General features: G+C 43.1%; 23 protein-coding genes. 9 read left to right on the plus strand and 14 right to left on the minus strand.

What is annotated here, in order from left to right; genetic code table 11:
- Window positions 1-74: 74 nt before the first annotated feature.
- A complete protein-coding gene (locus tag AC58QC_RS16080) occupies window positions 75-608 on the minus strand; it encodes a GNAT family N-acetyltransferase (RefSeq protein ID WP_497416126.1) in 534 nt (177 codons plus the stop codon).
- Between the two features lie 131 nt (window positions 609-739).
- On the opposite strand from AC58QC_RS16080, the gene AC58QC_RS16085 reads away from it, so the two are divergent.
- Window positions 740-937 (plus strand): cold-inducible protein YdjO-related protein, encoded by a 198-nt coding sequence (locus AC58QC_RS16085; protein ID WP_497416127.1) that lies wholly within the window; start codon window positions 740-742, stop codon window positions 935-937.
- 95 nt (window positions 938-1,032) lie between these two features.
- On the opposite strand, the gene AC58QC_RS16090 is transcribed toward AC58QC_RS16085, so the two are convergent.
- The gene (locus AC58QC_RS16090; RefSeq protein WP_497416128.1) at window positions 1,033-2,124 is read right to left on the minus strand and encodes a glycoside hydrolase family 11 protein; all 1,092 of its coding nucleotides are present in this window, start codon (window positions 2,122-2,124) and stop codon (window positions 1,033-1,035) included.
- Window positions 2,125-2,569: 445 nt separating this feature from the next.
- Between AC58QC_RS16090 and AC58QC_RS16095 the strand changes: the two genes are divergently transcribed.
- Window positions 2,570-3,328 carry a GT-D fold domain-containing protein gene (locus AC58QC_RS16095; RefSeq protein ID WP_497416129.1) on the plus strand — a complete coding sequence of 253 codons (759 nt, stop codon included), beginning with the start codon at window positions 2,570-2,572 and terminating at the stop codon, window positions 3,326-3,328.
- Between the two features lie 12 nt (window positions 3,329-3,340).
- Here the strand turns inward: AC58QC_RS16095 and AC58QC_RS16100 are convergent, their stop codons facing one another.
- From AC58QC_RS16100 to AC58QC_RS16110, 3 genes are read right to left on the minus strand one after another with little or no spacing between them, the layout of a single operon-like run.
- Complete coding sequence (locus tag AC58QC_RS16100) at window positions 3,341-3,775, minus strand: hypothetical protein (protein ID WP_497416130.1); 435 nt, start codon at window positions 3,773-3,775, stop codon at window positions 3,341-3,343.
- A complete protein-coding gene (locus tag AC58QC_RS16105; RefSeq protein ID WP_497416131.1) occupies window positions 3,772-4,230 on the minus strand; it encodes an SRPBCC family protein in 459 nt (152 codons plus the stop codon). The genes AC58QC_RS16100 and AC58QC_RS16105 overlap by 4 nt, the downstream gene beginning before the upstream one ends.
- A 19-nt stretch (window positions 4,231-4,249) precedes the next feature.
- Window positions 4,250-4,753 (minus strand): shikimate kinase, encoded by a 504-nt coding sequence (locus tag AC58QC_RS16110; RefSeq protein WP_497416132.1) that lies wholly within the window; start codon window positions 4,751-4,753, stop codon window positions 4,250-4,252.
- A 100-nt stretch (window positions 4,754-4,853) separates the two neighbouring features.
- Here AC58QC_RS16110 and AC58QC_RS16115 point away from each other — a divergent pair, with 100 nt between their 5' ends.
- Complete coding sequence (locus tag AC58QC_RS16115; protein ID WP_497416133.1) at window positions 4,854-5,825, plus strand: hypothetical protein; 972 nt, start codon at window positions 4,854-4,856, stop codon at window positions 5,823-5,825.
- Between the two features lie 69 nt (window positions 5,826-5,894).
- On the opposite strand, the gene AC58QC_RS16120 is transcribed toward AC58QC_RS16115, so the two are convergent.
- Both AC58QC_RS16120 and AC58QC_RS16125 read right to left on the minus strand, forming a co-directional pair.
- The gene (locus tag AC58QC_RS16120; RefSeq protein ID WP_497416134.1) at window positions 5,895-6,353 is read right to left on the minus strand and encodes a type II toxin-antitoxin system VapC family toxin; all 459 of its coding nucleotides are present in this window, start codon (window positions 6,351-6,353) and stop codon (window positions 5,895-5,897) included.
- 13 nt (window positions 6,354-6,366) lie between these two features.
- Window positions 6,367-6,669 (minus strand): hypothetical protein, encoded by a 303-nt coding sequence (locus AC58QC_RS16125; RefSeq protein WP_497416135.1) that lies wholly within the window; start codon window positions 6,667-6,669, stop codon window positions 6,367-6,369.
- 141 nt (window positions 6,670-6,810) lie between these two features.
- Between AC58QC_RS16125 and AC58QC_RS16130 the strand changes: the two genes are divergently transcribed.
- The 5 genes from AC58QC_RS16130 to AC58QC_RS16150 all read left to right on the plus strand — a co-directional run bounded on the left by AC58QC_RS16130 (window position 6,811) and on the right by AC58QC_RS16150 (window position 13,376).
- Window positions 6,811-7,698, plus strand: a complete 888-nt coding sequence (locus AC58QC_RS16130) for a PhzF family phenazine biosynthesis protein (protein ID WP_497416136.1) — start codon at window positions 6,811-6,813, stop codon at window positions 7,696-7,698.
- Between the two features lie 251 nt (window positions 7,699-7,949).
- A complete protein-coding gene (locus AC58QC_RS16135) occupies window positions 7,950-8,204 on the plus strand; it encodes a hypothetical protein (protein ID WP_497416137.1) in 255 nt (84 codons plus the stop codon).
- A gap of 158 nt (window positions 8,205-8,362) precedes the next feature.
- Window positions 8,363-9,451 carry a Gfo/Idh/MocA family protein gene (locus tag AC58QC_RS16140; protein WP_497416138.1) on the plus strand — a complete coding sequence of 363 codons (1,089 nt, stop codon included), beginning with the start codon at window positions 8,363-8,365 and terminating at the stop codon, window positions 9,449-9,451.
- Window positions 9,452-9,793: 342 nt separating this feature from the next.
- Window positions 9,794-11,542: an ABC transporter ATP-binding protein gene (locus AC58QC_RS16145; protein WP_497416139.1), complete on the plus strand. Its 1,749-nt coding sequence runs from the start codon at window positions 9,794-9,796 to the stop codon at window positions 11,540-11,542.
- Between the two features lie 31 nt (window positions 11,543-11,573).
- Window positions 11,574-13,376, plus strand: coding sequence for an ABC transporter ATP-binding protein (locus AC58QC_RS16150; RefSeq protein WP_497416169.1), 1,803 nt, complete (start codon window positions 11,574-11,576; stop codon window positions 13,374-13,376).
- Between the two features lie 197 nt (window positions 13,377-13,573).
- Here AC58QC_RS16150 and AC58QC_RS16155 read toward each other — a convergent pair whose 3' ends face one another.
- The 5 genes from AC58QC_RS16155 to AC58QC_RS16175 form a co-directional block, all read right to left on the minus strand.
- Entirely contained in the window at window positions 13,574-14,530 is a 957-nt protein-coding gene (locus tag AC58QC_RS16155) for a D-2-hydroxyacid dehydrogenase family protein (protein WP_497416140.1), read from the minus strand.
- A 158-nt stretch (window positions 14,531-14,688) separates the two neighbouring features.
- The gene (locus tag AC58QC_RS16160; RefSeq protein WP_497416141.1) at window positions 14,689-15,189 is read right to left on the minus strand and encodes a hypothetical protein; all 501 of its coding nucleotides are present in this window, start codon (window positions 15,187-15,189) and stop codon (window positions 14,689-14,691) included.
- Between the two features lie 90 nt (window positions 15,190-15,279).
- Window positions 15,280-15,813 carry a hypothetical protein gene (locus AC58QC_RS16165; RefSeq protein ID WP_497416142.1) on the minus strand — a complete coding sequence of 178 codons (534 nt, stop codon included), beginning with the start codon at window positions 15,811-15,813 and terminating at the stop codon, window positions 15,280-15,282.
- Between the two features lie 34 nt (window positions 15,814-15,847).
- On the minus strand, window positions 15,848-16,474 hold the full coding sequence (locus AC58QC_RS16170) for a DUF3885 domain-containing protein (RefSeq protein WP_497416143.1): 627 nt from the start codon (window positions 16,472-16,474) through the stop codon (window positions 15,848-15,850).
- A 248-nt stretch (window positions 16,475-16,722) separates the two neighbouring features.
- A complete protein-coding gene (locus tag AC58QC_RS16175; RefSeq protein WP_497416144.1) occupies window positions 16,723-17,517 on the minus strand; it encodes a Nif3-like dinuclear metal center hexameric protein in 795 nt (264 codons plus the stop codon).
- A gap of 411 nt (window positions 17,518-17,928) precedes the next feature.
- On the opposite strand from AC58QC_RS16175, the gene AC58QC_RS16180 reads away from it, so the two are divergent.
- A complete protein-coding gene (locus AC58QC_RS16180) occupies window positions 17,929-18,972 on the plus strand; it encodes a rod shape-determining protein (RefSeq protein WP_497416145.1) in 1,044 nt (347 codons plus the stop codon).
- A gap of 86 nt (window positions 18,973-19,058) precedes the next feature.
- Here AC58QC_RS16180 and AC58QC_RS16185 read toward each other — a convergent pair whose 3' ends face one another.
- Window positions 19,059-19,958, minus strand: coding sequence for a polysaccharide deacetylase family protein (locus AC58QC_RS16185; RefSeq protein WP_497416146.1), 900 nt, complete (start codon window positions 19,956-19,958; stop codon window positions 19,059-19,061).
- 148 nt (window positions 19,959-20,106) lie between these two features.
- Complete coding sequence (locus tag AC58QC_RS16190; protein ID WP_497416147.1) at window positions 20,107-20,874, minus strand: sugar phosphate isomerase/epimerase family protein; 768 nt, start codon at window positions 20,872-20,874, stop codon at window positions 20,107-20,109.
- Between the last annotated feature and the right edge of the window lie 40 nt (window positions 20,875-20,914).

A 20,914-nucleotide genomic window follows, 5' to 3' on the forward strand; every position in this document is an offset into this window, starting at 1 on the left:
ATTGAAAATAAAAGCCCCTTACAGCCAGCAAATGGCATGTAAAGGGCGTTGATCAGCAGTTTTATTAGACTCCTTTATATTTTCTGCTTTCGTAAGACGGTTATAAACCCGTCGAGAATCTGGTGACTAATACGGAAACCTTTGCTTTGATAAAATTTCAACGCGCCATCGTTACCATTGGATACGAAGATGAACAGATCCTCTATGGATGGAAACGACTGTATCCAATCCATAGACTTGTCGAACAGAACGGTACCGATGCCTGAATTCCGATAACCTTCTTTGATATAAAACTGAGAAAGACACCCTACTTCCTCTCTGTTGACGGAATCTAGGTCAAAAAAAGTAGCAAATTCATTCGAATATGTCATCTTGGACGAAATATTGCTATACACATAGCCAACAATTTCATTCTCTTCTTTAGCTATTACGATATGATTTGCAGTGGCATTCTTCACGGATGGTATCATTCTCGTTTCAAAACTCATGCTGTCAAACAACTCCGGACGGAAGAAAGCTTTAGATTTTTGATAGGACATCAATTCATCACATAAATCCTTGATGCAAAATATGTTATCATCAGAAATGACTTCGTAATGGATGGTCATTTTATAATTCCTCCTATTCTTGCTTCGATGTCATGGTAGGTAAATTCTCCAAAATTCTCTCCATTTCCTTCCTCCGTTGAATGAAGATTATTCCATTCGGGTAGGTTAATTCATGCAGGAGGTGTGATGATTTGGAATCAGAACTGACCAAACCGGAATTATCCCCAATACCCATATGGAGATGCAAAAATAACGATTGCAAAGCTTGGATGCGAGAGGAACTGGCTACTTCCCTAACCCCGGAATGCCCATTGTGCAAAGGCAGTATGCTAAAAAGCATCAAACATTTGCCTAAGCTGGTGAAAAAGAACTCGCGCAAAAAGAAGTAAGATAGCAGTACCACGAAAATCCCAGCGGGGATGATCCCGCTGGGATTTTGATTGAAAAATGATCAGAATTCAATTGGAATAACGATTCGGAGTTTTTACTGTATCTCCAAGTAATCAATATTAGCGTCCCAAGTCCCATCATCGGTTGTTACAACGAGTTGAATCTCTTGATTTCCGGTTCCATGGCTGACATTGTTGAGGGTATAGACCGCTGGACTGCTTCCGCCGAAGTAGAAGGTACCTTTCGTCTGTCCTCCGATTTTCAAGTCAACTTTGGCCATGTTGGCGTTATTCGAAGCACCACGGAGTGAGAAATTATGGGTACCGCTCGTGAAATTCTGCGTGTATTTCACTAAATCATTGTTAGCGTATAAGGCAACTCCAGTGAACGGCGAGCTGACATTCGCGGTGTACTGACCACCTTTGGTCATACTCTCAGCTTCTATTTTCGTACTTGTGCCTGGAGGAGGAGTTGGAGACGGAGACGGAGAAGTTCCGCCGCCACCGATAGTCAGCGTATTACTTGTCACATTAGCACTACCGCTGCTTTGATAGCCTTCAACTGTAAATGCGACTTCATACATCTTACCCATTGGCATTCCTAAGCTCTCCCACTTTTTAAAGTGTTCGCTAACAGAAATGGTACCGCTCGTGCGTTTCGACTGACGGACACTCCAATATTGCTTAAACGTTGCAGTACCTATAATGGATGGTTGGTTTGTCCGAGTAGTCTCATAGATGTCATATGTACCTCCGTCAACAGTAATGGTGCCCTTTTGCGTTCCTGTCGGACGATAAGTGCCCCAGTTATCAACGATATAAAATTCTACAAGTGGGTCCTTCGTCCAGCCATAGACAGTCAAATAGGAATTGCCGCCTGGAGTGAAGCTTGCACTGTAGTTGATTGAAATGTTTCCAAGTTGAGCGTGTGTCTTGGTCGAGTCGAATTTCTTCCCTTTACGGAATAATGCATTCCCGATGTTACTCCACTGCGCACTAAAAGCGCCTCCACTATTGAGTGTCATACTTGTTGTTCCGGAATCCTTCCACAGCTCATAATCATAGCCATCTTGGGTGCCAGTTTGATTTGATGTGATCGTTGTTGCTGCCTGGACCATTACTGCAGGAATTAAAAGCGCTAAACTAAGTAACATTGCAACAAATAACTTCATTCTTTTTTGTTTCATTTGGCATTCCTCCAGTTTGGTTAAATTGCAATTATTCCCACTTTGATGCTGAGCAGCCTGTAGCGCTGCCGTCACCACTTCCTTCCATCATTAGATTTGAAAGCGATTACATATATTATTTTATCAAAGCATTTCTTGATCGTTCACCTGAAAAAATTTAGTATAAACTGTAAAAAGTTTATTTCTTTTTGGTTGAAAATGGAAATAGCATCGAAAAAGACAAGAACGTATACCCATAGAATAGTAAAACCGCACTATGTGCGGTCTCTATAGATATATGTTCTTGTCCTCTTATGCCGCCAAATATATTTCTATCTACCATACCTATTTTCTTCTGCGAACTGTACAAAAGAGACATATTCTTGTCGTCCTACAAAATAGGTGCACCCTGTTTCGGCAAAATCATAGAATACCATGTTCAATCTTGATAAAAGAGGTGTATTACATGATATTTAATGCAGTAAAACGGAGAAAAATCATAGAAGCTCGTTATGGCCGAAAAATGGTCGGTCCCACTTACGTTTATAGGAGGTTGGAACAATCGATCCGGTTGCGAAAACCGATTTCCATCATTCGCATCGGGGATGTGGTGGCGAAACTTCTCGCACGCAGAGATATCAATTCGTTGTATGAAGTGTCTGCGTTTCTCGGCGTTGATCTCCCCCCCTCTCGTAAACTGTTGAAGGAATTAAACCAATCAGTTCGAGCGGCTGATATTGTTGGCGTATCACACTTTGGCCCTAGCATTCCACTTATTCAATTGTATATGAGGAAAACAGGTTGGCGCCCTGCAATCATAACCGATGCATTCATCAACGATCAACTGTACGAAAAGAAGTACTTGCATCGATTGATTCGCAATCATCGTGTAGCACTTATTGGGCGAGCTGCCCCAATGGCTGCCAAACAACTAGAGTCTCAGAATATACGCGTTGTTATGACCATACCACTCAATCACTATAATAAAATCGATTCGGCGATGCAGAAACTCAGCAAATACCGGAAAGACATAGATCTTGTATTGGTTGGCGCCAGCGTTCCAGGGAGAATAATGGTCCCCCTAATTGCCAAACGTCTCGGCATATCTGCCATTGAAATCGGCCATATGATGGACGCGCTTTCTGATCCAAAATCTTGGTCACAGAAAGAGGACAATCGTCAGAAGTTTAAGCACAAGTGGATGCAGAAACTAAAAAGAACGTAAGCAAAGAACAGATTATGAGGATCGGGAGACACGACTACGTGATTCAATGTACAGGGTAATTCCTGTTGCTAGGGCCCCTACGCCCTCCCACGCTCCAACTCCGATGAAGCGCATAGGAGCAAGATGATTGAGTGCCGCTAGAATGAAGACCGTAAATGTGATCATTCTGAAGGGGACAGTCCAGTAGTAGAAGGATCTAAGATTTTTTAATGCAGCTAGGATGTAATACGCTCCCATGTTAAAGGAAGCCATGGATGAAGCCATCATAAAGACAAGAGTATAATCACCATCTGCACGTGCAGCGCTATCTACTACTGTAAAACCAAGGAGAGTTAAAAGAACTTCGGGATAGATTAAACCCACAAGTCCGAGTAAAAATGCAAGAGCCCCAAAGATGAATATTGTCCAGCCAGAACCATTTTGAACACGAAGCGAAGTTAGTTTCATAGGATGAAGACTCCTGATTCTAAACGTATTTTGAGTGTTTTTAGCATCTCGCCGTGTGAAAATTCGATTTGCTTCATTACGAAACCAGCGATTAATGCAGAAACTTCAATGTTTACTTGTTCTTCCACCAGTGTCTCATAGTCCGATTCGGTAAGGGTAATAGTGTTTTGAATATGAATCCTAGGTGAAGTGAACGTCTCCAAGCGCAGTTGCCGATTTTCCTCGATTGGAGTGAATGAAGCTTCATATTTTTTATAAAAAGGAATCCGTCCAAACAGCATGATCTTATCCTGTATCTCAACCCGGGTACTCCCCGGGCTCACACTTCGAAGTGGCTTGACGCCAATAATGAGCGGGTGCAGGTGGGTGAGATTCCCAGGATTCATCAGGTAGGTGTAAATATCTTCGGCAGTCGCACGAATGGATATGCGATTATGAAAGGTAATACGATTCATACAAGATTCTCTCCTTTTGCTAGGATTCACGTTCGTGTACTTTCGCAATAATTTCACTAACACAATGTTCTATATCCTTATTTGAGCAATCTAGCGTGCTATCACTATACGATCTGTATAAAGGTACTCTTTCCTCGTAAACGTCCTTAAGACTATATCCTTTTTTTATTACAATGCCCCTGGTTGTTATGTTGTTTAGCCTCCTTTTAATTTCTTCAAATGGCACATGTAAATAAATAATCTGTCCCCCCTGCTTAAGGACATTCATTGCTTTTTCAGAATATATAACGCTTCCACCGGTAGATATTACGCAATTCATTAATTGCAATTCAGACACAATCATTTCTTCAACTTCCATAAATTTCTCAATACCATCATGATCAATGATATCTTGTAACAACCTACCTTCACGCTGCTGTATAACAATATCTGTATCCACAAATTCCATGCCTAGAGCTCTTGCAAGCAACACACCTAAAGTACTTTTGCCAGCTCCAGACATACCTATTAGAACTATATTCATCTTCTTCCTCACTTTTGTTAATTGGTATTGGTTTCGTTAAAAATTCGGCATTTCCCATAAATATCCTTCATTAATTGTCATGGAATGGAGTGAAAAGACGATGAAAAAACAGGTGGGGATCTTGATCATCCATGGGATGGGCAAGAAAAAGATGGGATACTCAAAGCCTATGCAATTATTGCTCCGCAAACGACTTGCCGAGCTTGCAGGTATAGAAATCTCTATACGGGATTTTGTATTCGAAGAGGTTGTCTGGGCGGATATCGTCCAGGTAAGAAAAGATATAGTAAGGAAAACAATGAAAGAAGAGTTTGAAGATGAATTTGAATTTGATTATGCCAGATCATTTATAGTTAAATACGCGGTTGACGTCCTCGGTTCCAATAGAACGGATGACAGCCAAATAGCGAACTCAACGTATACGGCAATCCATCAAAGAATTGCAGAATCGCTCCATCAACTCCGTTGTAAGGTTGGGCCGGATGCTCCCGTCTGCGTTATCGCGCATAGCCTCGGGACCGTTGTATCCAGTAATTATATTTACGACATGCAATATCATCAAAACGTTGTTCCTCCCGTGGAAAGTAATCATCTCGAAGTTTGCCAAACAATCGCCTCATTTTATTCACTAGGCAGTCCGATCTCACTCTTCAGCTTAAGATTTATGCATTCTGATGAAAAATCCATCCAAATCCCTGCCAAAGAAACAGACCGGTATCGCTACGGGGAATGGGTAAATATGTATTATGATCGCGATATTATGGGTTATCCCATTTCACAATTCAATCAAAATGTAAACCTGGACGTGAAGGACGTGCAGCTCGAGAGTAACACCATGTTGCGGAAGATTTTATCTCTCCTACTCCTAGTTATCACTCTTCCCTTATCGATCTTTCCTCTGATTTCTAATCGAATCAAGCAGTTGTTCAAAGTAGTCTCCAGAGTGTTGCTATTCGGTTTGGGCATTGCGTCGCATCACCGATATTTTACCGATAAAGTAGTTATTGAAACGATAAGCGAAGGCTTGATCAAAGTATGGCAGTCCGTTCAATATGAGGAAGCTGATGGCTAATCGCTGAAATGGTGCCTAGTAGCGGAGTGAAAAAGGGCTGCCACGCGGCAGCCCTTCTAGCTAAATCTTTTAATTGGATGGAATGATCCGAATATCCTTATCCAAATTGACCATCATCTTGAAATTGCGATTGAAAGTAAAGATGCGTTTTACTTGATAATAGGACATGGTCACAGCAGTAAGTGCTTCGCTGAGTGAGAAACGGAGCTCGGGTCTGTCCATAATCAGTCTGCGCGATTCTCTCTCAAATTCGTGGCCGCTGGAGATGACCGCCAACTTGCCTTTACTCACTGCTTTTTCAATTGCGTTCAGAAAATATTCTGCCTGCTCATAGCTGTATTCGTTGCGAAGCCATTCGTGTAGATCAAATATAATGGAATTGGTCGTTACGTAATTACGTTCAAGATCATGAAAATCCAGAAACAAGGAACGGGCTTTCGCATACCTGGGGTCCTCGGGGTTCATAAGCGCGGCTAACGCTGTATCATCTATGAAAATAGCATCCTGTGTATTCAAGCGATCTTCCATCTGTCAGCACTCCTTAATCCTCTATTTTACATATTCCATCCAAATACAGAAGCGGGTTATCTTCTTTTTGATCCACTGTGATAGGGGGTAATTCGTAGGGTGCGCTTGCCAAGTATTGGACAATGATTCCATTGACAATCGCTTGCACGTTTGTATGCTGCATTTCTGCGATTGCTTGCAGCTCAACAACATATTGCGGATTGAGTTCAATCGTATTCTCTTTTTGTTCTTCACTTCTTGATGAAATGAACTCAGATGCGGTAGCTTTCGCTTTATCAAATTGATTTTGAAAGAAACGTTTGTAATTATTCGCCATCGTAATTCACTCCTTCTGCATAGCTTTTATAACGATTCGTCGAATTTTTCGATTTCAGGGGGTCAGGCTCTCGATGAGGATTGGATTTGGACAAATGTATGTTAGACTTGTTATATGAATTCGTCCATAGGAGCTGAAGAGATGTCCGTTAAGCCGCTTACTTTTTCTATTGTTGATGTATTCGCCGAAAACAAATATGAAGGCAATCAACTCGCTGTATTCAGGCATGCAGCGCAGCTAACTTCCGAAGAAATGCTCGCGATCACTCGTGAAATGAATTTTTCTGAAACAACGTTTATTTTGTCCGATGAGCTCACGGCAGAAGGATACGATGTCCGCATATTCACACCAAGCGAAGAAGTTCCATTCGCGGGTCATCCAACTTTGGGAACAGCTTTCGTCATTCAAAATGAGATCATTAAAAACCCAGTCGAACAGATTAGGTTGAAGCTTAAAGTAGGAACCATTCCTGTCACTTTCGATACAAATAGGATCGGTATGGCTTGGATGCAGCAGCAGCAACCGATTTTTGGCGAAGTCGTGGATGCAGAAGCTGTCGCAAATATGCTTGGCTTACCCATCTCGTCCATCGATACCCGTTTTCCCATTCAAGAGGTTTCAACAGGTTTGGCAGCGCTCATCGTGCCGCTCAAAAATCTTGAAGCAATAAAAACATGCAAAGTGAATCGTGAGTTATATTTCCGCCTAATCGAACGGCTGACAGCTAAGATGGTACTTGTCTTTTGCCCGGAGACGTATCACAATGACAATCATTTAAACTCTAGAGTTTTCGGAGATTATTATGGCGCTCCCGAAGACCCTGCTACTGGCAGTGCGAATGGCGATTTAGCTGGTTATTTAATCAAACATCGTTACTTCGGCAAAGATTCCATTGATATTCGTGTGGAACAAGGCTTCGAAATAAAGCGTCCTTCTATCCTATATCAACGAGCATACAAGGAAGATGAGCGCATTATCATTCATGTTGGTGGCAAAACGATACAAGTCGCAAAAGGGGAATGGCTGTAAAGTTCCTCTTTCGTTGCAGATCAGATTCTGACTACAAAACCCTCAGGAGCATTCTCCTGAGGGTTATTGGCGATGGCTTAGGTTACTTAAAAGACACAAGATTATTATATCGATCATCTCATGCAAAGATAATTTGCAGTGTACAGTCAACCTCTCTACCTTTCCCCCAAATTAATAGTTGTGTATACACACACTAGTTCTACTGGACGGACATATACTAGATTAATAAAGCTAGAAAGGGGGTATTCATTTTGAAACGCTCAGAATCCTATTTGATTTGTAAAAAGTACCTCAATCGAGAAGTTATGATCAGAACGACACAAGGCACATTTAAAGGAACGATTGTGAAAGTGGACAATAATAAAGTCTATTTAAAACAGACACGTAATGGTAAGGATGCGCAAATCTCATTCCTCCCTTTCATCCTTCCTTTAGTTCTGTTTGATTTATTAGCTATTTTCCTTGTAGATAGAAGGCCATTTTTCCCTTGTGGACCCGTATTCTAATCATAAAAATTATCGATAGAAACACAAAGGCTGCCTTTATGGCAGCCTTTTAATATTACATATCGTTATTTGACACTATCGACGAACTAACGTTCAGCTTGACTATGCAATTTATATTTGATAAAACGAAGCTACGACTGAAGAAGGCGGTGTGATTGATGGGGAAACCAATAACATTCAGTATCATAGGCGGCGGAGGCTTTCGCGCACAATATTTTCTAAGAATTGCACAGGCACTTCCTGAACAATTTTGTGTTAGTGGAATGGTTATTCGTGACGAATCCAAGGGCAAAGAGATGGAAGACTTATGGAAAGTGCCTGTTTATCGAACACTGGATCAACTCTTGGCAAATGAACAACCGGACTTTGTTGTACTTTCTATTCAAGTATCGGCTGCTAGCGATTATATGCTGCAATTGGCGGAACGAGGAATTCCTGTACTTACAGAAACTCCTCCTGCACCTAATCTAGAAGGATTATTGCAACTGCACGACAAGCTTACCCGTCAAGGCGCGCGAATTCAAGTTGCCGAACAATATCAATTCCAACCTATACAAGAAGCCCGGCATACGATTATTAAGTCTGGACAGTTAGGCAATGTAAATCAAGTGACCGTATCCATTTCTCAGTTATATCATGCAGTAAGCTTAATTCGGAAAATGTTAGGAGTCCGCTTTGACGATGTCCGTATTAAGGGAATGAGATTTGAATCGGATTGGGTTGCTGGTCCGAACCGCGGTGGTCCGCCTACAGAAGATAAATTAATCAAATCAGAGAGAGATATTGCTTGGTTGGATTTTGGCGGAAAGCTAGGGATTTACGATTTCACTAAAGATCAACATCGTTCATGGACCCGTTCAAACCACTTATGTATCAGGGGGGAACGCGGGGAAATATTCGATAATCGGATTAGCATTCAAGATCCTTCTTGCACACAGATTCAAATGGAATTAAAGCGCATCAATAAAGGCGAGTATGAGAACGCAGAAGGCTATTTTCTGAAAGGTATTATGGCGGGGGAACGTTGGGTATACGAAAACCCATACGTGCCTGCTAGGCTCTATGACGATGAAATTGCTATTGCCGAATGCTTGAAGAAAATGGCGGTTTATGCGGAGGGTGGCCCCGGGTTTTATGGTCTTCCAGAAGCTTCTCAGGATCACTATATCGGCATGCTGATTGAGCAAGCTATTAAATCCGGGGAGACAGTAGAGTCGACTCGACAACCATGGGCTGATTACGAATGATAAATAATAGAACCACATAAGCTAATCTGCTCGTTATTTGAACAGGCTGCCCGATAATCATTCAGGCAGTCTGTTTTTTTGCTGAATGAGTGCTCTCTGAACTTCGATTGATAACCCATTCTTAGTCACTCCTCCCCCATCTCATTTTAATACGGCTTCCAACACTTGGGTAGGGATGTGAATCAATTCTCATAATAATGTTACTCCATTTGCAATTGGGATTAGATTAACATTTGATATAGAGAATTTCAATCAACCCATTTAGCATTTATGGATGACAATTTGCCCAAATGGGAGTATCGTTCAAAGTAGAGTTTGACCAGGGAAAAAGGAGTGTGCACGATGGGTTTTATGAAGAAGTATGTCAGTAAGCACTGGAAGCTATTTCTAGTTGCTGTCTTTTTTGTTAGCATGGAAGCGCTTGCGGATTTGCTTCAACCGACGATCATGTCTCATATTTTGGACGTTGGCGTTGCGGAGAAACGGCTTGATTATGTATTAAGGATGGGCGGCGTTATGCTGATGATTACTGCCTTCGGGGCTGTCTCAGCATCGCTTAGAAATATTGTGGCCAGCCATGTTTCACAGAAATTCGGTACGGAGCTTAGAAGGGATTTATTTAAAAAAATCCAATCGCTCTCATTCACGAATCTCGATCAATTCGAACGCGCATCATTAATTACGCGATTAACGAACGATGTGACACAAGTGCAAAATTTTGTGAATGGCCTTATGCGTATTTTTGTAAAAGCGCCTCTCCTCTGTATCGGGAGTTTGATTATGGCTGTGCGTCTCAATCCGCAACTGTCTGTCGTGCTTCTAATCGTGGTTCCAATCGTAGGTGTGCTCGTGGCCTTGAACTTAAAAGTAGGTTTTGCCCGCTTTGTTGGTGTTCAGAAGGCATTGGACAGCGTTAATAGGGTCATGCGGGAATATTTATCCGGTGTTCGTGTTGTCAAAGCCTTCAATCGCTTCGACCACGAAGCGGATAAGTTTCAGAAGTCCAATACAGATTACCAAAACAAATCGATTCAGGTGACAAGGCTGCTAGCTATCTTTAACCCCTCTATCCTGTTGACTGTAAATTTCGGTATTGTTGCAGTACTATGGCTTGGCGCCTCGCGGGTTGATCACCAACAGATGCAAGTCGGGCATATCGTCGCATTCGTCAACTACATGACGCAAATATTGTTTGCATTGATGACGATTTCAATGGTGTTCAACATGTTCGTTCGAGCTAAAGCATCCGCCAATCGGATCGGTGAAGTTTTCAGTACGGTGAATGAAATGACGTGGGATGACGGCTCTGCACTTCCTGTCCATCGTCCGGGAGGCCGGATAGACTTTGTGAATGTTTCGTTTGCTTATGAAGGAGCCTCAGGAGAACCTGTTGTGAGAAATATCAATTTGACGTGCCTTCCCGGTGAAACGATAGGAATTATCGGCTCCACTGGATCTGGTAAAAGCAGCCTCGTGAGTCTTGTCCCCCGTTTCTATGATACAAGCTCTGGCTCGATCCGCGTGGATGGTGTTGACATCCGTCAGTTGGACCCTGTCAAGCTGCGAGATCGTATTGCCATCGTGCCGCAGAAAACAATTCTATTCAGCGGCACGATTGAAGAGAACTTGCGATGGGGCCACGAACATGCAACGTACGATGAGATTACGCACGCCGCAACTATGGCAGAAGCGCATAGTTTTATTGCTGCGTACCCCGAAGGCTTTGCAACAAGGCTAGGTCAGCGAGGCGTGAACTTGTCCGGCGGCCAGAAGCAGCGACTCTCTATCGCCCGTGCACTCGTTCGGAAACCAGACATTCTGATTCTCGATGATTGTACAAGCGCATTAGATACTGCGACTGAGACGAAAATCAAAAAATCCCTCAAAGAATTCGCATCAGGTGTCACGTGTTTGATCATTGCGCAGCGCATTACCTCCGTTATGGATGCGGATAAAATCGTAGTCATGGACGATGGTGAAATTGTCGGCATCGGTACTCACGAGTCATTAATGAAGAGCTGTCGTGTCTATGTAGAAATATGTCAATCCCAATTCGGAAAGGAGCTGCCTAATCATGTCAAAGCCGAATGAAGGATCGCGTCAACAAACCCCTGACGTTCCAATGATCACGGGACCTCTATCGAGGGGTGGACGCACTCCGGCCGTCAAGCCCAAGAATTTTAAAGGCACCCTCCGCCGTCTCTGGTCTTATTTAAATACGGAACGAAAATGGCTGACAATTGTTTTTCTTTTTATTATTGCAGACTCTGCTTTGACGCTGGCCGGACCTTATCTCATAGGTGTAGCCGTAGATGCGATGGCTGGAGGCCAAGTTGATTATAACGTCCTGGATGTGGTTTTAATCGTTCTGATTTCCACATACATCGCTGATGGCGGGCTTACCTTTTTGCAGAGCTGGGTCATGGCTGGACTTGCACAACGCGTAGTGAAGAGACTTCGGCAAACGATGTTTGCGAAACTGCAAAAGCTGCCTCTTGCTTTTTTTGATGGCCGATCGCATGGTGATATCATGAGTCGGCTGTCGAACGACATTGATAACGTAAGCAACTCGATCTCGCAATCGACAACGCAGTTAATGTCAGGTTCAATCGCTATTGTCGGTTCCTTAGTGATGATGCTGATTCTAAGCCCCACCTTGACTCTGGCGAGCCTCATTACTGTTCCGCTCGTGTTCTTGTTAGCAAGAACTATAACAAAGCGTACCAGCGTGCTATTCAAAGAACAGCAGGCACAGCTTGGCAAGCTGAATGGACATATTGAAGAAACGATTACTGGACTTCTTGTAGTCAAAGCTTTCAATCGAGAGAAAAAAGCGATCGATGAATTCAATAGTGTGAATGGTCGATTGTATGAGGTTGGCTTGAAGGCGCAAATCTGGTCGGGTTTTCTGATGCCGCTTCTTAGCGTCATCAATAACATTGGCTTTTCCTCCGTTGCCATTGTCGGCGGCGTTCTGGCCGTCAAAGGCCACATCACAGTCGGCGTCATTGCGAGTTTCCTGAGCTATTCGCGCCAATTTGTTAGACCGCTGAATGAAATCGCGAACACATATAACGTGCTGCAGTCTGGCGTTGCAGGGGCAGAACGTGCCTTTGAGGTGTTGGACGAGGCAGAGGAAGTGGAAGATGAAGCTGGGGCTATTGAGCTTCACAAGCCAATCGGTCAAGTCACCTTCCAGGACGTAACCTTCGGTTATCGTCCGGATATGCCGATTATCAAGCAAGTCAGTTTCGAGGTGCCAGCAGGCAGCAGCCTTGCACTCGTTGGCCCCACAGGCGCAGGCAAGACGACAATCGTTAATCTGGTGACCCGTTTCTATGATGCGACAAGCGGCACGATCTTGATAGACGGACGGGATATCAAATCTTATACCCGTGATAGTCTGCGCCGCAGCTTTGGTATCGTGCTGCAGGATACCTATCTGTTCTCAGGTACGATTAAAGAGAACATCAAATACGGTAAACCTGACGCGACGGATGCTGAAGTAGTTACTGCAGCAAAGCTTGCGAATGCAGACACCTTCATCAGCCGACTGCCCAAGCGTTACGATACGCTGCTTTCCGAGAACGGCGGTAATTTAAGTCAAGGGCAGCGCCAATTGCTTGCAATAGCGCGTGTCATACTGGCGGATCCTTCCATTCTCATTCTGGATGAGGCAACAAGCAGCATTGATACGCGGACGGAGCTTCATATTCAGGAAGCCCTTCTCTCCATCATGAAGGGGCGCACAAGCTTCATTATTGCGCATCGCTTGAATACAATTCGGGACGCAGATACGATTATGGTCATTGATCGTGGCGAGATCGCTGAACAAGGCAATCACAGCTCGTTGATGAGTCAAGACGGCACGTATTCCCGGATGTTTTCTAATCAATTTAAGAATCTTGAAAACGCTTTGGAATAAGCGCAAACAGATACCCCCGGCATGCTGGGGGTATCTGTTTGTGTTCGTATGCAAATTAGTGAAAGCCAATAGTGGAATGCAACACTTGACCCGTTATCCATACGGCATCATCCGTGGCTAGAAACGCTACTAATCAAGCTGCGTCCTTGGGCATCCCTACCCTACCCTACCCGCATGAAAATGACTGGAGAGTTTATTCAAGCAAGCGTTCGGACTGGCGATCCCGCTAGAAAAGCTTCAATATCTTCAACAACATCTTTATAAAATGCTTCATAATTCGCTTTCGATACATAACCAATATGTGGTGTCGTGAGAAGATTCGGAAGCGACCGGTAGATATCGTCTTTCGGCAATGGCTCCACCTCGAAAACATCTACCGCTGCGCCGGCGATCCAGCCGTTTTGCAAAGCCTCAGCAAGTGCAGACTGATCCACAATCGGTGCGCGTGACGTATTGATCAGATATGCGGAAGGACGCATTCGCTTTAGATCTGCCGCTTGAATCAGTCCTCTTGTTCGGTCGCTTAATACAAGATGGATAGATACAAAGTCGCTGCTCTCAAGAAGTTCCTCTTTGGAAGCAGCTAATCTCACGCCAACTTCGTCAGCCCGCTCTATCGTTAAGTTCTGGCTCCACGCCATCACATCCATACCGAATGCTTGGCCAAATTTGGCGATCTTGCTGCCTAGTTTGCCGAGTCCAAGTACGCCAAGCGTCTTGCCGTACAAATCCGTTCCAATCGTGCTTTGCCACTGACCGCTGCGAATCGCGCCATGCTCCTGCACAATGTTGCGCGCAAGCCCCAAAATCAATGCCCATGTGAGCTCTGCGGTTGCGTTGCCAGCACCTCCCGTGCCGCAAACGATAATGCCTTGCGACGCAGCAGCGGTCATGTCGATCGATGCATTGCGCATACCTGTGGTAATGAGCAGCTTCAAGCGGGGAAGCTTGGCAAGCAGCGAAGCGCGGAAAGGCGTCCGTTCACGCATAATCACGACAATTTCACAGTCGGCGATCTGTTCAATCAATTCATCCGGTTCATCAATATGCCGATCTATGCTCTTGACCTCCACTTTGTCCATAATTCGGGACCAATCTGTGGCAGTCATCGCTACTTGCTGGTAGTCATCTAATATCGCACAGCGAAGTTTCATTATATATTTGCCTCCTTCATATCTCGCAAAATAATACCAATCTCAAATCCTATTTTACCATTCATGTCTTTCAAGTAAAATCTGTATACTTCAACGAAATCAAAAAAGAGCCACATTAAGCAGCTCCTCCACTAAAGTTACTTATTTTTATTATATAATCAGATAACCATCTTTTTTAATAATTCTTCTACTTTTGCTTGCATCGATTGAACGGTTGTTTTCCTATATTGAATACCTAACCGAAGCACCTTCAATTGCTGTCTATGGGACAACTTTTGAAAGCGGGGTTCACGTTTCAGAAATTTACGAATGATATTCCAGCTGTTAACTTCAATCCGATCTGGTTTGAGATAGGGAACTTCAAAAGGCAGTTGTCGTTTTCGGAATCGTTGAACCAGTTTTCCAAAATTATCGGATAGTTTGCTCTCCTCTACGAGACATACTGCTCGATTTTTATTGGTGTGCTTTTTTATGAAATCGAAATGCTGATGGCCATCTTGGATGATATACCCGCCATCTTTTCTGCTTTTATACACAATCAAAAGGTGCATAAGATCCTGGGCAACTTTTTTGAACTCTTTCTTTCGTTGTGAAGTCTTCGTAATGTTGCCTTCCTGCTTAATTTTGCTTAGAGGTATATATTGCACTGTGTATCTCACATGTACCCCTCCTCATCACCGCTGCTTAGAATAATGTATTCTAAGTTATTACAGTGTATGTGTATACGAGCAAGGGAGGTGCTTGACTGATTACTGTATGGCCATAAATCGTATCAATCCTAACAGGGCAAATCCAAATAAAACCGTGCCGGCACCAATGCCCGTAATCGCGCTGCTCGCCACTTGGAGCTTGGGTGACACAAATACGGCAACAATCGAGACAACAACCATAAGCGTCGCAAGAATCCATAAGCTGGGATCATCGAATACGCTTTTCAAGCTAATAAAATGAATGCCAACAACAAAAGCGACCCAAGGAGCGATATATGCTTTGCGCTTCGTTCTGATTAGTACAAAAGCTCCCGCACCAGCCACAACAAATTCAGCATAAAACGAAATCAAATAATTGCGAAAAGCGGACGCCTCATTCAAAGCGGATGGTGCATCCCAGTTCTTCACGCTTAAATAGACACCCAATAAGCAAACCAATAGCGCAATACCAGATGCAATCCCAATATATATTCGCCAGCTAGATCTGGGACGTTCTTGTGCCCAACCGAACCAAACAAAACTAAACATGCCAAATACCGATGCATACATAGCGTAATCCCTGATGTATTCCATACACTTTCACCTCATCTTCGTGCTCTGATAGTACTCATTTACTTTCAAATAAGCGCACAAAATACTCTCGCCAATAATCAACTAACCAGTCGTTAAATGCTAAATAGATTTCTTTCAGCTGGCGTGTAGAAGTTGAGTGAATGATGCAACCTCTGTCATCATACATGTGGAATATGAGATTCCTCTTCACATCCAAAAAATATACGCTTTGTCCAATCGAAGGTTCTCGGCCTTGTTCATAATTTCCAATACCTACAAGGATATCTCTATATGGGATATTAGAAACCCTAAGTTTATATACTCTCAAATCACATTCTTTATTGATATGTATTGTATTTCCGTCCTCATCTTCTTCCTCGTCTGTTTCAATTAACGTTTGTTGTTCATAATTCATTTCTCCAAATAGATCATAAACATACGCAGGAGTGGTATTACCAAACATCGGATCGAAATGAGATTCCCAATCCTTAATCACAACGAATAGTTCTTCACTTTGAGCGAATACTTTATCGAACAAAGTAGTGACTCTATATACCACTTGTTGCATTCTTTCATCAGTTCCATTTTTGAATGGCTCGCCTAATTCGAATCTCAGGTGAATTTCATTACCGAAATTAGGAAAGTTATTATTTATGTGTTTTAGAATATCATTTAAGTTCATCTACCAAAATCTCCACAGGTTAGACTTTAATATTATTGTCTATCGATTTTCTCGCTATTTCAATAACGGATTGAATGAATGGTGCTTATTGAAAATTTAACCATATCTCCATACTACCATTTCCAGTGTCAGGATTGGGATAATTTCCCTTTTCATATGAAAAGTTGTTGTAAAATCCATAATTCCCTTAACGATAAAAAGAACAGACTGCCGCGGCAACTGCTCCTTTACTTTATAAACATCACAACTCATACAACCTGGAAAATCGGACGTTCTTTGATGTAATGAACAGGAATCTCGGGGTACCTGTTTGTAAGATTATTAGCTAGCAGCTTCATTCCCGGCTCTTCACTCTCCGCATGCCCAAGAACAATCAATGCCTTGTGCCTTCCTTGAAATACAGCATCCCGTACGTACTCAGGCGTTTCCCATTCCGGGCCTTCACCATAAATAATAAGATCCAGTTGCTCTTTTTCAAAAAGTGGAAGCGCATTCTGAGCTCCGCCTCGATAGCCCGCGAGCAAACCGATCTTCGTACACGCCATACCAAGATCACCGTGTGCTCTTACATAAGCAATACCGAGGCGGTCCTTTACATGTTCAGCAATTCCTCTTACCGTTTCATAGGGAATTTGCACGATGGAGGACGCAGCATAATGCTCTTGTACGAAAGGCTCCCATTCGAGCTCCTGAATTAGCCCCTCCATGACACCATCCGGCTTATAGCGATGCATATAATCGTGGAACCGGAATAACGCGATGCCCGATGCTTCCAGCAGTTGTCTTTTTTCCTCATATACGAGGTCATTCTCAAGCTTTAAGCTATCATCATGGTGTGAAAAGAATGGCCCTTCATGCGAAATAATTAAATTCGCTCCACGCTGTATGGCTTGCTCAATGACAAATTGCGTCGGCATGAAAGCGATCACAATCCCAGTTACCTCTGTATCAGGATTGCCGAATTTTAGTGTATCGACGGTTTGCTCGAGCCTTCCGACCGGGGCTATTAACGCTTCGATAACCGATTTTATGTTTAAACTCATTGTTAGTCCCTCGTATCATGAGATGATTTTACATTTTTCTATCAATTAGATATTCATTCAGCTAATCCATAATACCACATTGACGCATTACACCTAATACCAGTTTATATCGATCAGGGATGGTTGTTTTCATACTTCCACCTTCACCTTCGTTTATACCTCAGAATTGGATTATTTAGGTATTCGTGGTTACTCCGGTAAGTCCTCCTAATAATCAATTCATCCAATAATTGGCTAAAGTGACTATTACAAATAATGCTATTTTTATGACAATTATTCCCTTCTATAAACTACATTTTTCTGGTAATTTGGCATGCGCCCCCTTAAATCCGAGTTATAACAAGAATACTATACAGACGTGAATGCCACCTCCAAGCCATGCCTAACTACAATCTGAGGAGGAAATAAGTAATGTTCAAGCAGTTTGATAAGTTATATGGAATTGATTTAGGTACATCCAACACCGTTATTTTCGAAAAAGGAAAAGGGATTGTGCTTAATGAACCATCGGTAGTCGCCTTTCATCTAAATACAGGTGAGTTGCTGGCCGCAGGTGCTGAAGCACAAGCGATGATTGGTCGTGCTCCTGCCCATGTGGATATCACGTACCCTTTACAAAATGGTGTCATCGCTAATTTTGACAAGACAAGCATCATGTTGAAATATTTTATAAAAAAGATTCAAGGTCGTCCCTCTTTTCTACGCAGCTCGCAAATTTATATTACCGTTCCTTGTGGTATTACGAATGTGCAAAAGCGTGCGATTGAAGAAACAATCGTCCATAAAGGCGCCAAAAAAGCGATTGCTGTAGAGGAACCAATTGCGGCAGCACTCGGTGCAGGACTTATGCTAGACGAGCCTATTGGTCACTTAGTACTCGATATTGGTGGTGGAACGAGCCAAGTAGCCGTCTTATCGCTCGGAGGTATTGTCGCAAGTCATACGATAAACCGGGGAGGTTTATCGATTGATCGTGACATTATGGACTATGTGAAACGACAATATAACATGGAAATCGGTGAACCAACCGCGGAACTCATTAAGAAACAAATTGGGACTGCAATAGCTTCAACGGATGAACGTACGCTTGACATTCGAGGACGTGATTTGGTAGATGGCTTACCCCGTTCAATCCGCTTGGTCTCGAGTGAAATTTACACCGTGGTTAATGATTTCTTAGGTGCATTGATCGAAGCGATTCGGGCGACCCTGGAGCTTTGCCCACCCGAACTTGCAGGCGATGTAATGGAACAAGGGATACTACTTTGCGGAGGCGGCGCGTTACTGGAAGGGATCGATGAGCGTATTCGCGCAGAGACTGGCGTCGCCGTACACATCGCGGATCAACCACTTGAATGTACAGCACTAGGTACAGGCATGATGCTCGGTGTGTATAGACCCAAGAACAGACCCAGCATGCAGGAGGATAAGTTAGAAGAACAAACTGCGGGTTAGTCACTAAAAAAGCTTAGTTTGTGCGGCACTGACCGGCAGACTAAGCTTTTTGTGTATGAATGTTCGGGCATTCTATCGAATGATAACTACTTCTGATCATAAAGCTGCATTTTTTTGAGCAAAATGTCAGAGGAAACATACGGCATTCCTGCACTTATACGTGTGATTTCTTCACTGTTGCCTGTATTAATGCCTTCTCTTGTTGTGAAAAACAACGTAAATCCAATCTGTTTCGCGTCCTGGATAACTGACTGATTGTATTCCCCTAATGGGAAACAGAGAAACGAAAACTGATTGTGAAGCTTCGTCTTCAGAAATGCCTCACCCAACAGCAAATCTTCTTTCACACGCTGCTTTCTCTCTTCTTCCGATTCCACTCGGTTCTCCTTGGGTAGGAAGAGCTGATTAGTCAATGGTGGCACTAAATTCCCTGCCTCATCACGTTTTTTCTGATGAAGATCATAGGTATGTGAGTAAAAGCTATAGCCTTCGCGTTTCATTTCTAGAATTTGATTCCAAGACAGAAATGGCAAGGAAGGATTGTCAGATTCAACATCACTTAAAATAAGGAAATTCGTCGCTGGATACCCCATTTGCTTAAGCAACGGAAATGCCTTCTCATAAAAGGATCTGTATCCATCATCAAAAGTGATAACAACCGCATTAGGAGGTAAGGCTTTCCGATGTGCATGGAAGCAAGCATAATCTTCAATCGTGATTACGTTATAGTGCTTATCTTTTAAAGCTTGCAGATGCTGTTTAAATTTGGTGGGAGTAATGGTGATGAACGATTCCTGATCATCCAGATGATGATAGGTTAAGAAAAGTGCTTTGTTCGTGTAATGGATTGATTTCATGTCGATTTGCGAACTTTTGGTTGCGCTTACATTTGTATTTGAACAAATTGAATCCAACGGGTTTCCCTGCTGTCCCGGCTGTGCCCAGCCCCCCGAAAGGAGAAACCATAGTAAGAAATACGCGTGCAATCGGATCAACCTCCCCAAGCAGCTCCAAAACCTTCCCTAAAAATATACTCAGCCGCTTTGCGGTTAGAACACATGATTAGACAAGCTTGATTGAACAAAAGAAAACCCACCTTGGATCGCGGGCTTTCTTCATCTTATATCTGAACAGCTAAGCTTCCATGCCTAATTTTGCAAGATTAGCAAAGCTGATCTCCAAACTTTCGAAAGGATTACGGTCATAACAGTCATCCTGCTCTACCGCGGCCCACTCTACACCGATCTCCTCGCAGGCTTGAATAATACCTTTGAAATTCATATTCCCTTCGCCGATTTCCGCAAAGCGTTGTTTCCGATCCGGAGTAATCATCATGTCCTTGAAATGAACAACCTTCATTCGTCCGTCCACCTTGCGAATCCAGTCGATCGGATCAGCTCCGCCAGCTTGCACCCAATACACGTCTAGTTCAAAATCTACGGAAGTTGGGTCCGACTCTTCAAGTAAAATCTCCATGCCAGTCTTTCCGTCATATTTGGCAAACTCAAAGTCGTGATTATGATAGATGAACTGTAAACCAGCACTTTTCAGTTGTCTCCCGAATTCTGATGCTTGTTTGGCAAAAGCTGCGTAGCCTTGGCTGGTCTCTCGAAATTCAGGCGGGAGACTGCCTAAGCCGACATACTTGCAATTCCATGCCAAATGCTTCTCAATGACGGAATCCATATCGTTTAATAAATCGTTGTAACCGATGTGAGTTGCGCAAATGGTCAAGCCTTCTTGATCCGTAAGCGCTTTAAATTCATGAATGCCGATAGGTCCGACTCCTGATGCTTGTACGGCCTGGTACCCCATATGCTTCACTTTTTTCAAGCTTTCGCTAATGTCCTGTGGGGTTTGTAAATAGCTGCGAAGCGTATACAATTGTGTGGCGATTCTCATTCATCTCACTCCATTCAACAAATTTGAGTCATTTCATATA

The sequence above is a fragment of the Paenibacillus sp. J22P51 genome (genome assembly GCF_059692215.1).

Coding starts and splice junctions, on each gene's coding strand:
- AC58QC_RS16155 (WP_497416140.1), bottom strand. CDS start 14,530: ATGAAACTTCGCTGTGCGATATTAGATGACTACCAGCAAGTAGCGATG.
- AC58QC_RS16105 (WP_497416131.1), bottom strand. CDS start 4,230: ATGAATCGTATTACCTTTCATAATCGCATATCCATTCGTGCGACTGCC.
- AC58QC_RS16190 (WP_497416147.1), bottom strand. CDS start 20,874: ATGAGAATCGCCACACAATTGTATACGCTTCGCAGCTATTTACAAACC.
- AC58QC_RS16095 (WP_497416129.1), top strand. CDS start 2,570: ATGATATTTAATGCAGTAAAACGGAGAAAAATCATAGAAGCTCGTTAT.
- AC58QC_RS16170 (WP_497416143.1), bottom strand. CDS start 16,474: ATGAACTTAAATGATATTCTAAAACACATAAATAATAACTTTCCTAAT.
- AC58QC_RS16140 (WP_497416138.1), top strand. CDS start 8,363: ATGGGGAAACCAATAACATTCAGTATCATAGGCGGCGGAGGCTTTCGC.
- AC58QC_RS16080 (WP_497416126.1), bottom strand. CDS start 608: ATGACCATCCATTACGAAGTCATTTCTGATGATAACATATTTTGCATC.
- AC58QC_RS16175 (WP_497416144.1), bottom strand. CDS start 17,517: ATGAGTTTAAACATAAAATCGGTTATCGAAGCGTTAATAGCCCCGGTC.
- AC58QC_RS16120 (WP_497416134.1), bottom strand. CDS start 6,353: ATGGAAGATCGCTTGAATACACAGGATGCTATTTTCATAGATGATACA.
- AC58QC_RS16100 (WP_497416130.1), bottom strand. CDS start 3,775: ATGAAACTAACTTCGCTTCGTGTTCAAAATGGTTCTGGCTGGACAATA.
- AC58QC_RS16165 (WP_497416142.1), bottom strand. CDS start 15,813: ATGGAATACATCAGGGATTACGCTATGTATGCATCGGTATTTGGCATG.
- AC58QC_RS16125 (WP_497416135.1), bottom strand. CDS start 6,669: ATGGCGAATAATTACAAACGTTTCTTTCAAAATCAATTTGATAAAGCG.
- AC58QC_RS16150 (WP_497416169.1), top strand. CDS start 11,574: ATGATCACGGGACCTCTATCGAGGGGTGGACGCACTCCGGCCGTCAAG.
- AC58QC_RS16090 (WP_497416128.1), bottom strand. CDS start 2,124: ATGAAACAAAAAAGAATGAAGTTATTTGTTGCAATGTTACTTAGTTTA.
- AC58QC_RS16180 (WP_497416145.1), top strand. CDS start 17,929: ATGTTCAAGCAGTTTGATAAGTTATATGGAATTGATTTAGGTACATCC.
- AC58QC_RS16145 (WP_497416139.1), top strand. CDS start 9,794: ATGGGTTTTATGAAGAAGTATGTCAGTAAGCACTGGAAGCTATTTCTA.
- AC58QC_RS16115 (WP_497416133.1), top strand. CDS start 4,854: ATGAAAAAACAGGTGGGGATCTTGATCATCCATGGGATGGGCAAGAAA.
- AC58QC_RS16130 (WP_497416136.1), top strand. CDS start 6,811: ATGTCCGTTAAGCCGCTTACTTTTTCTATTGTTGATGTATTCGCCGAA.
- AC58QC_RS16110 (WP_497416132.1), bottom strand. CDS start 4,753: ATGAATATAGTTCTAATAGGTATGTCTGGAGCTGGCAAAAGTACTTTA.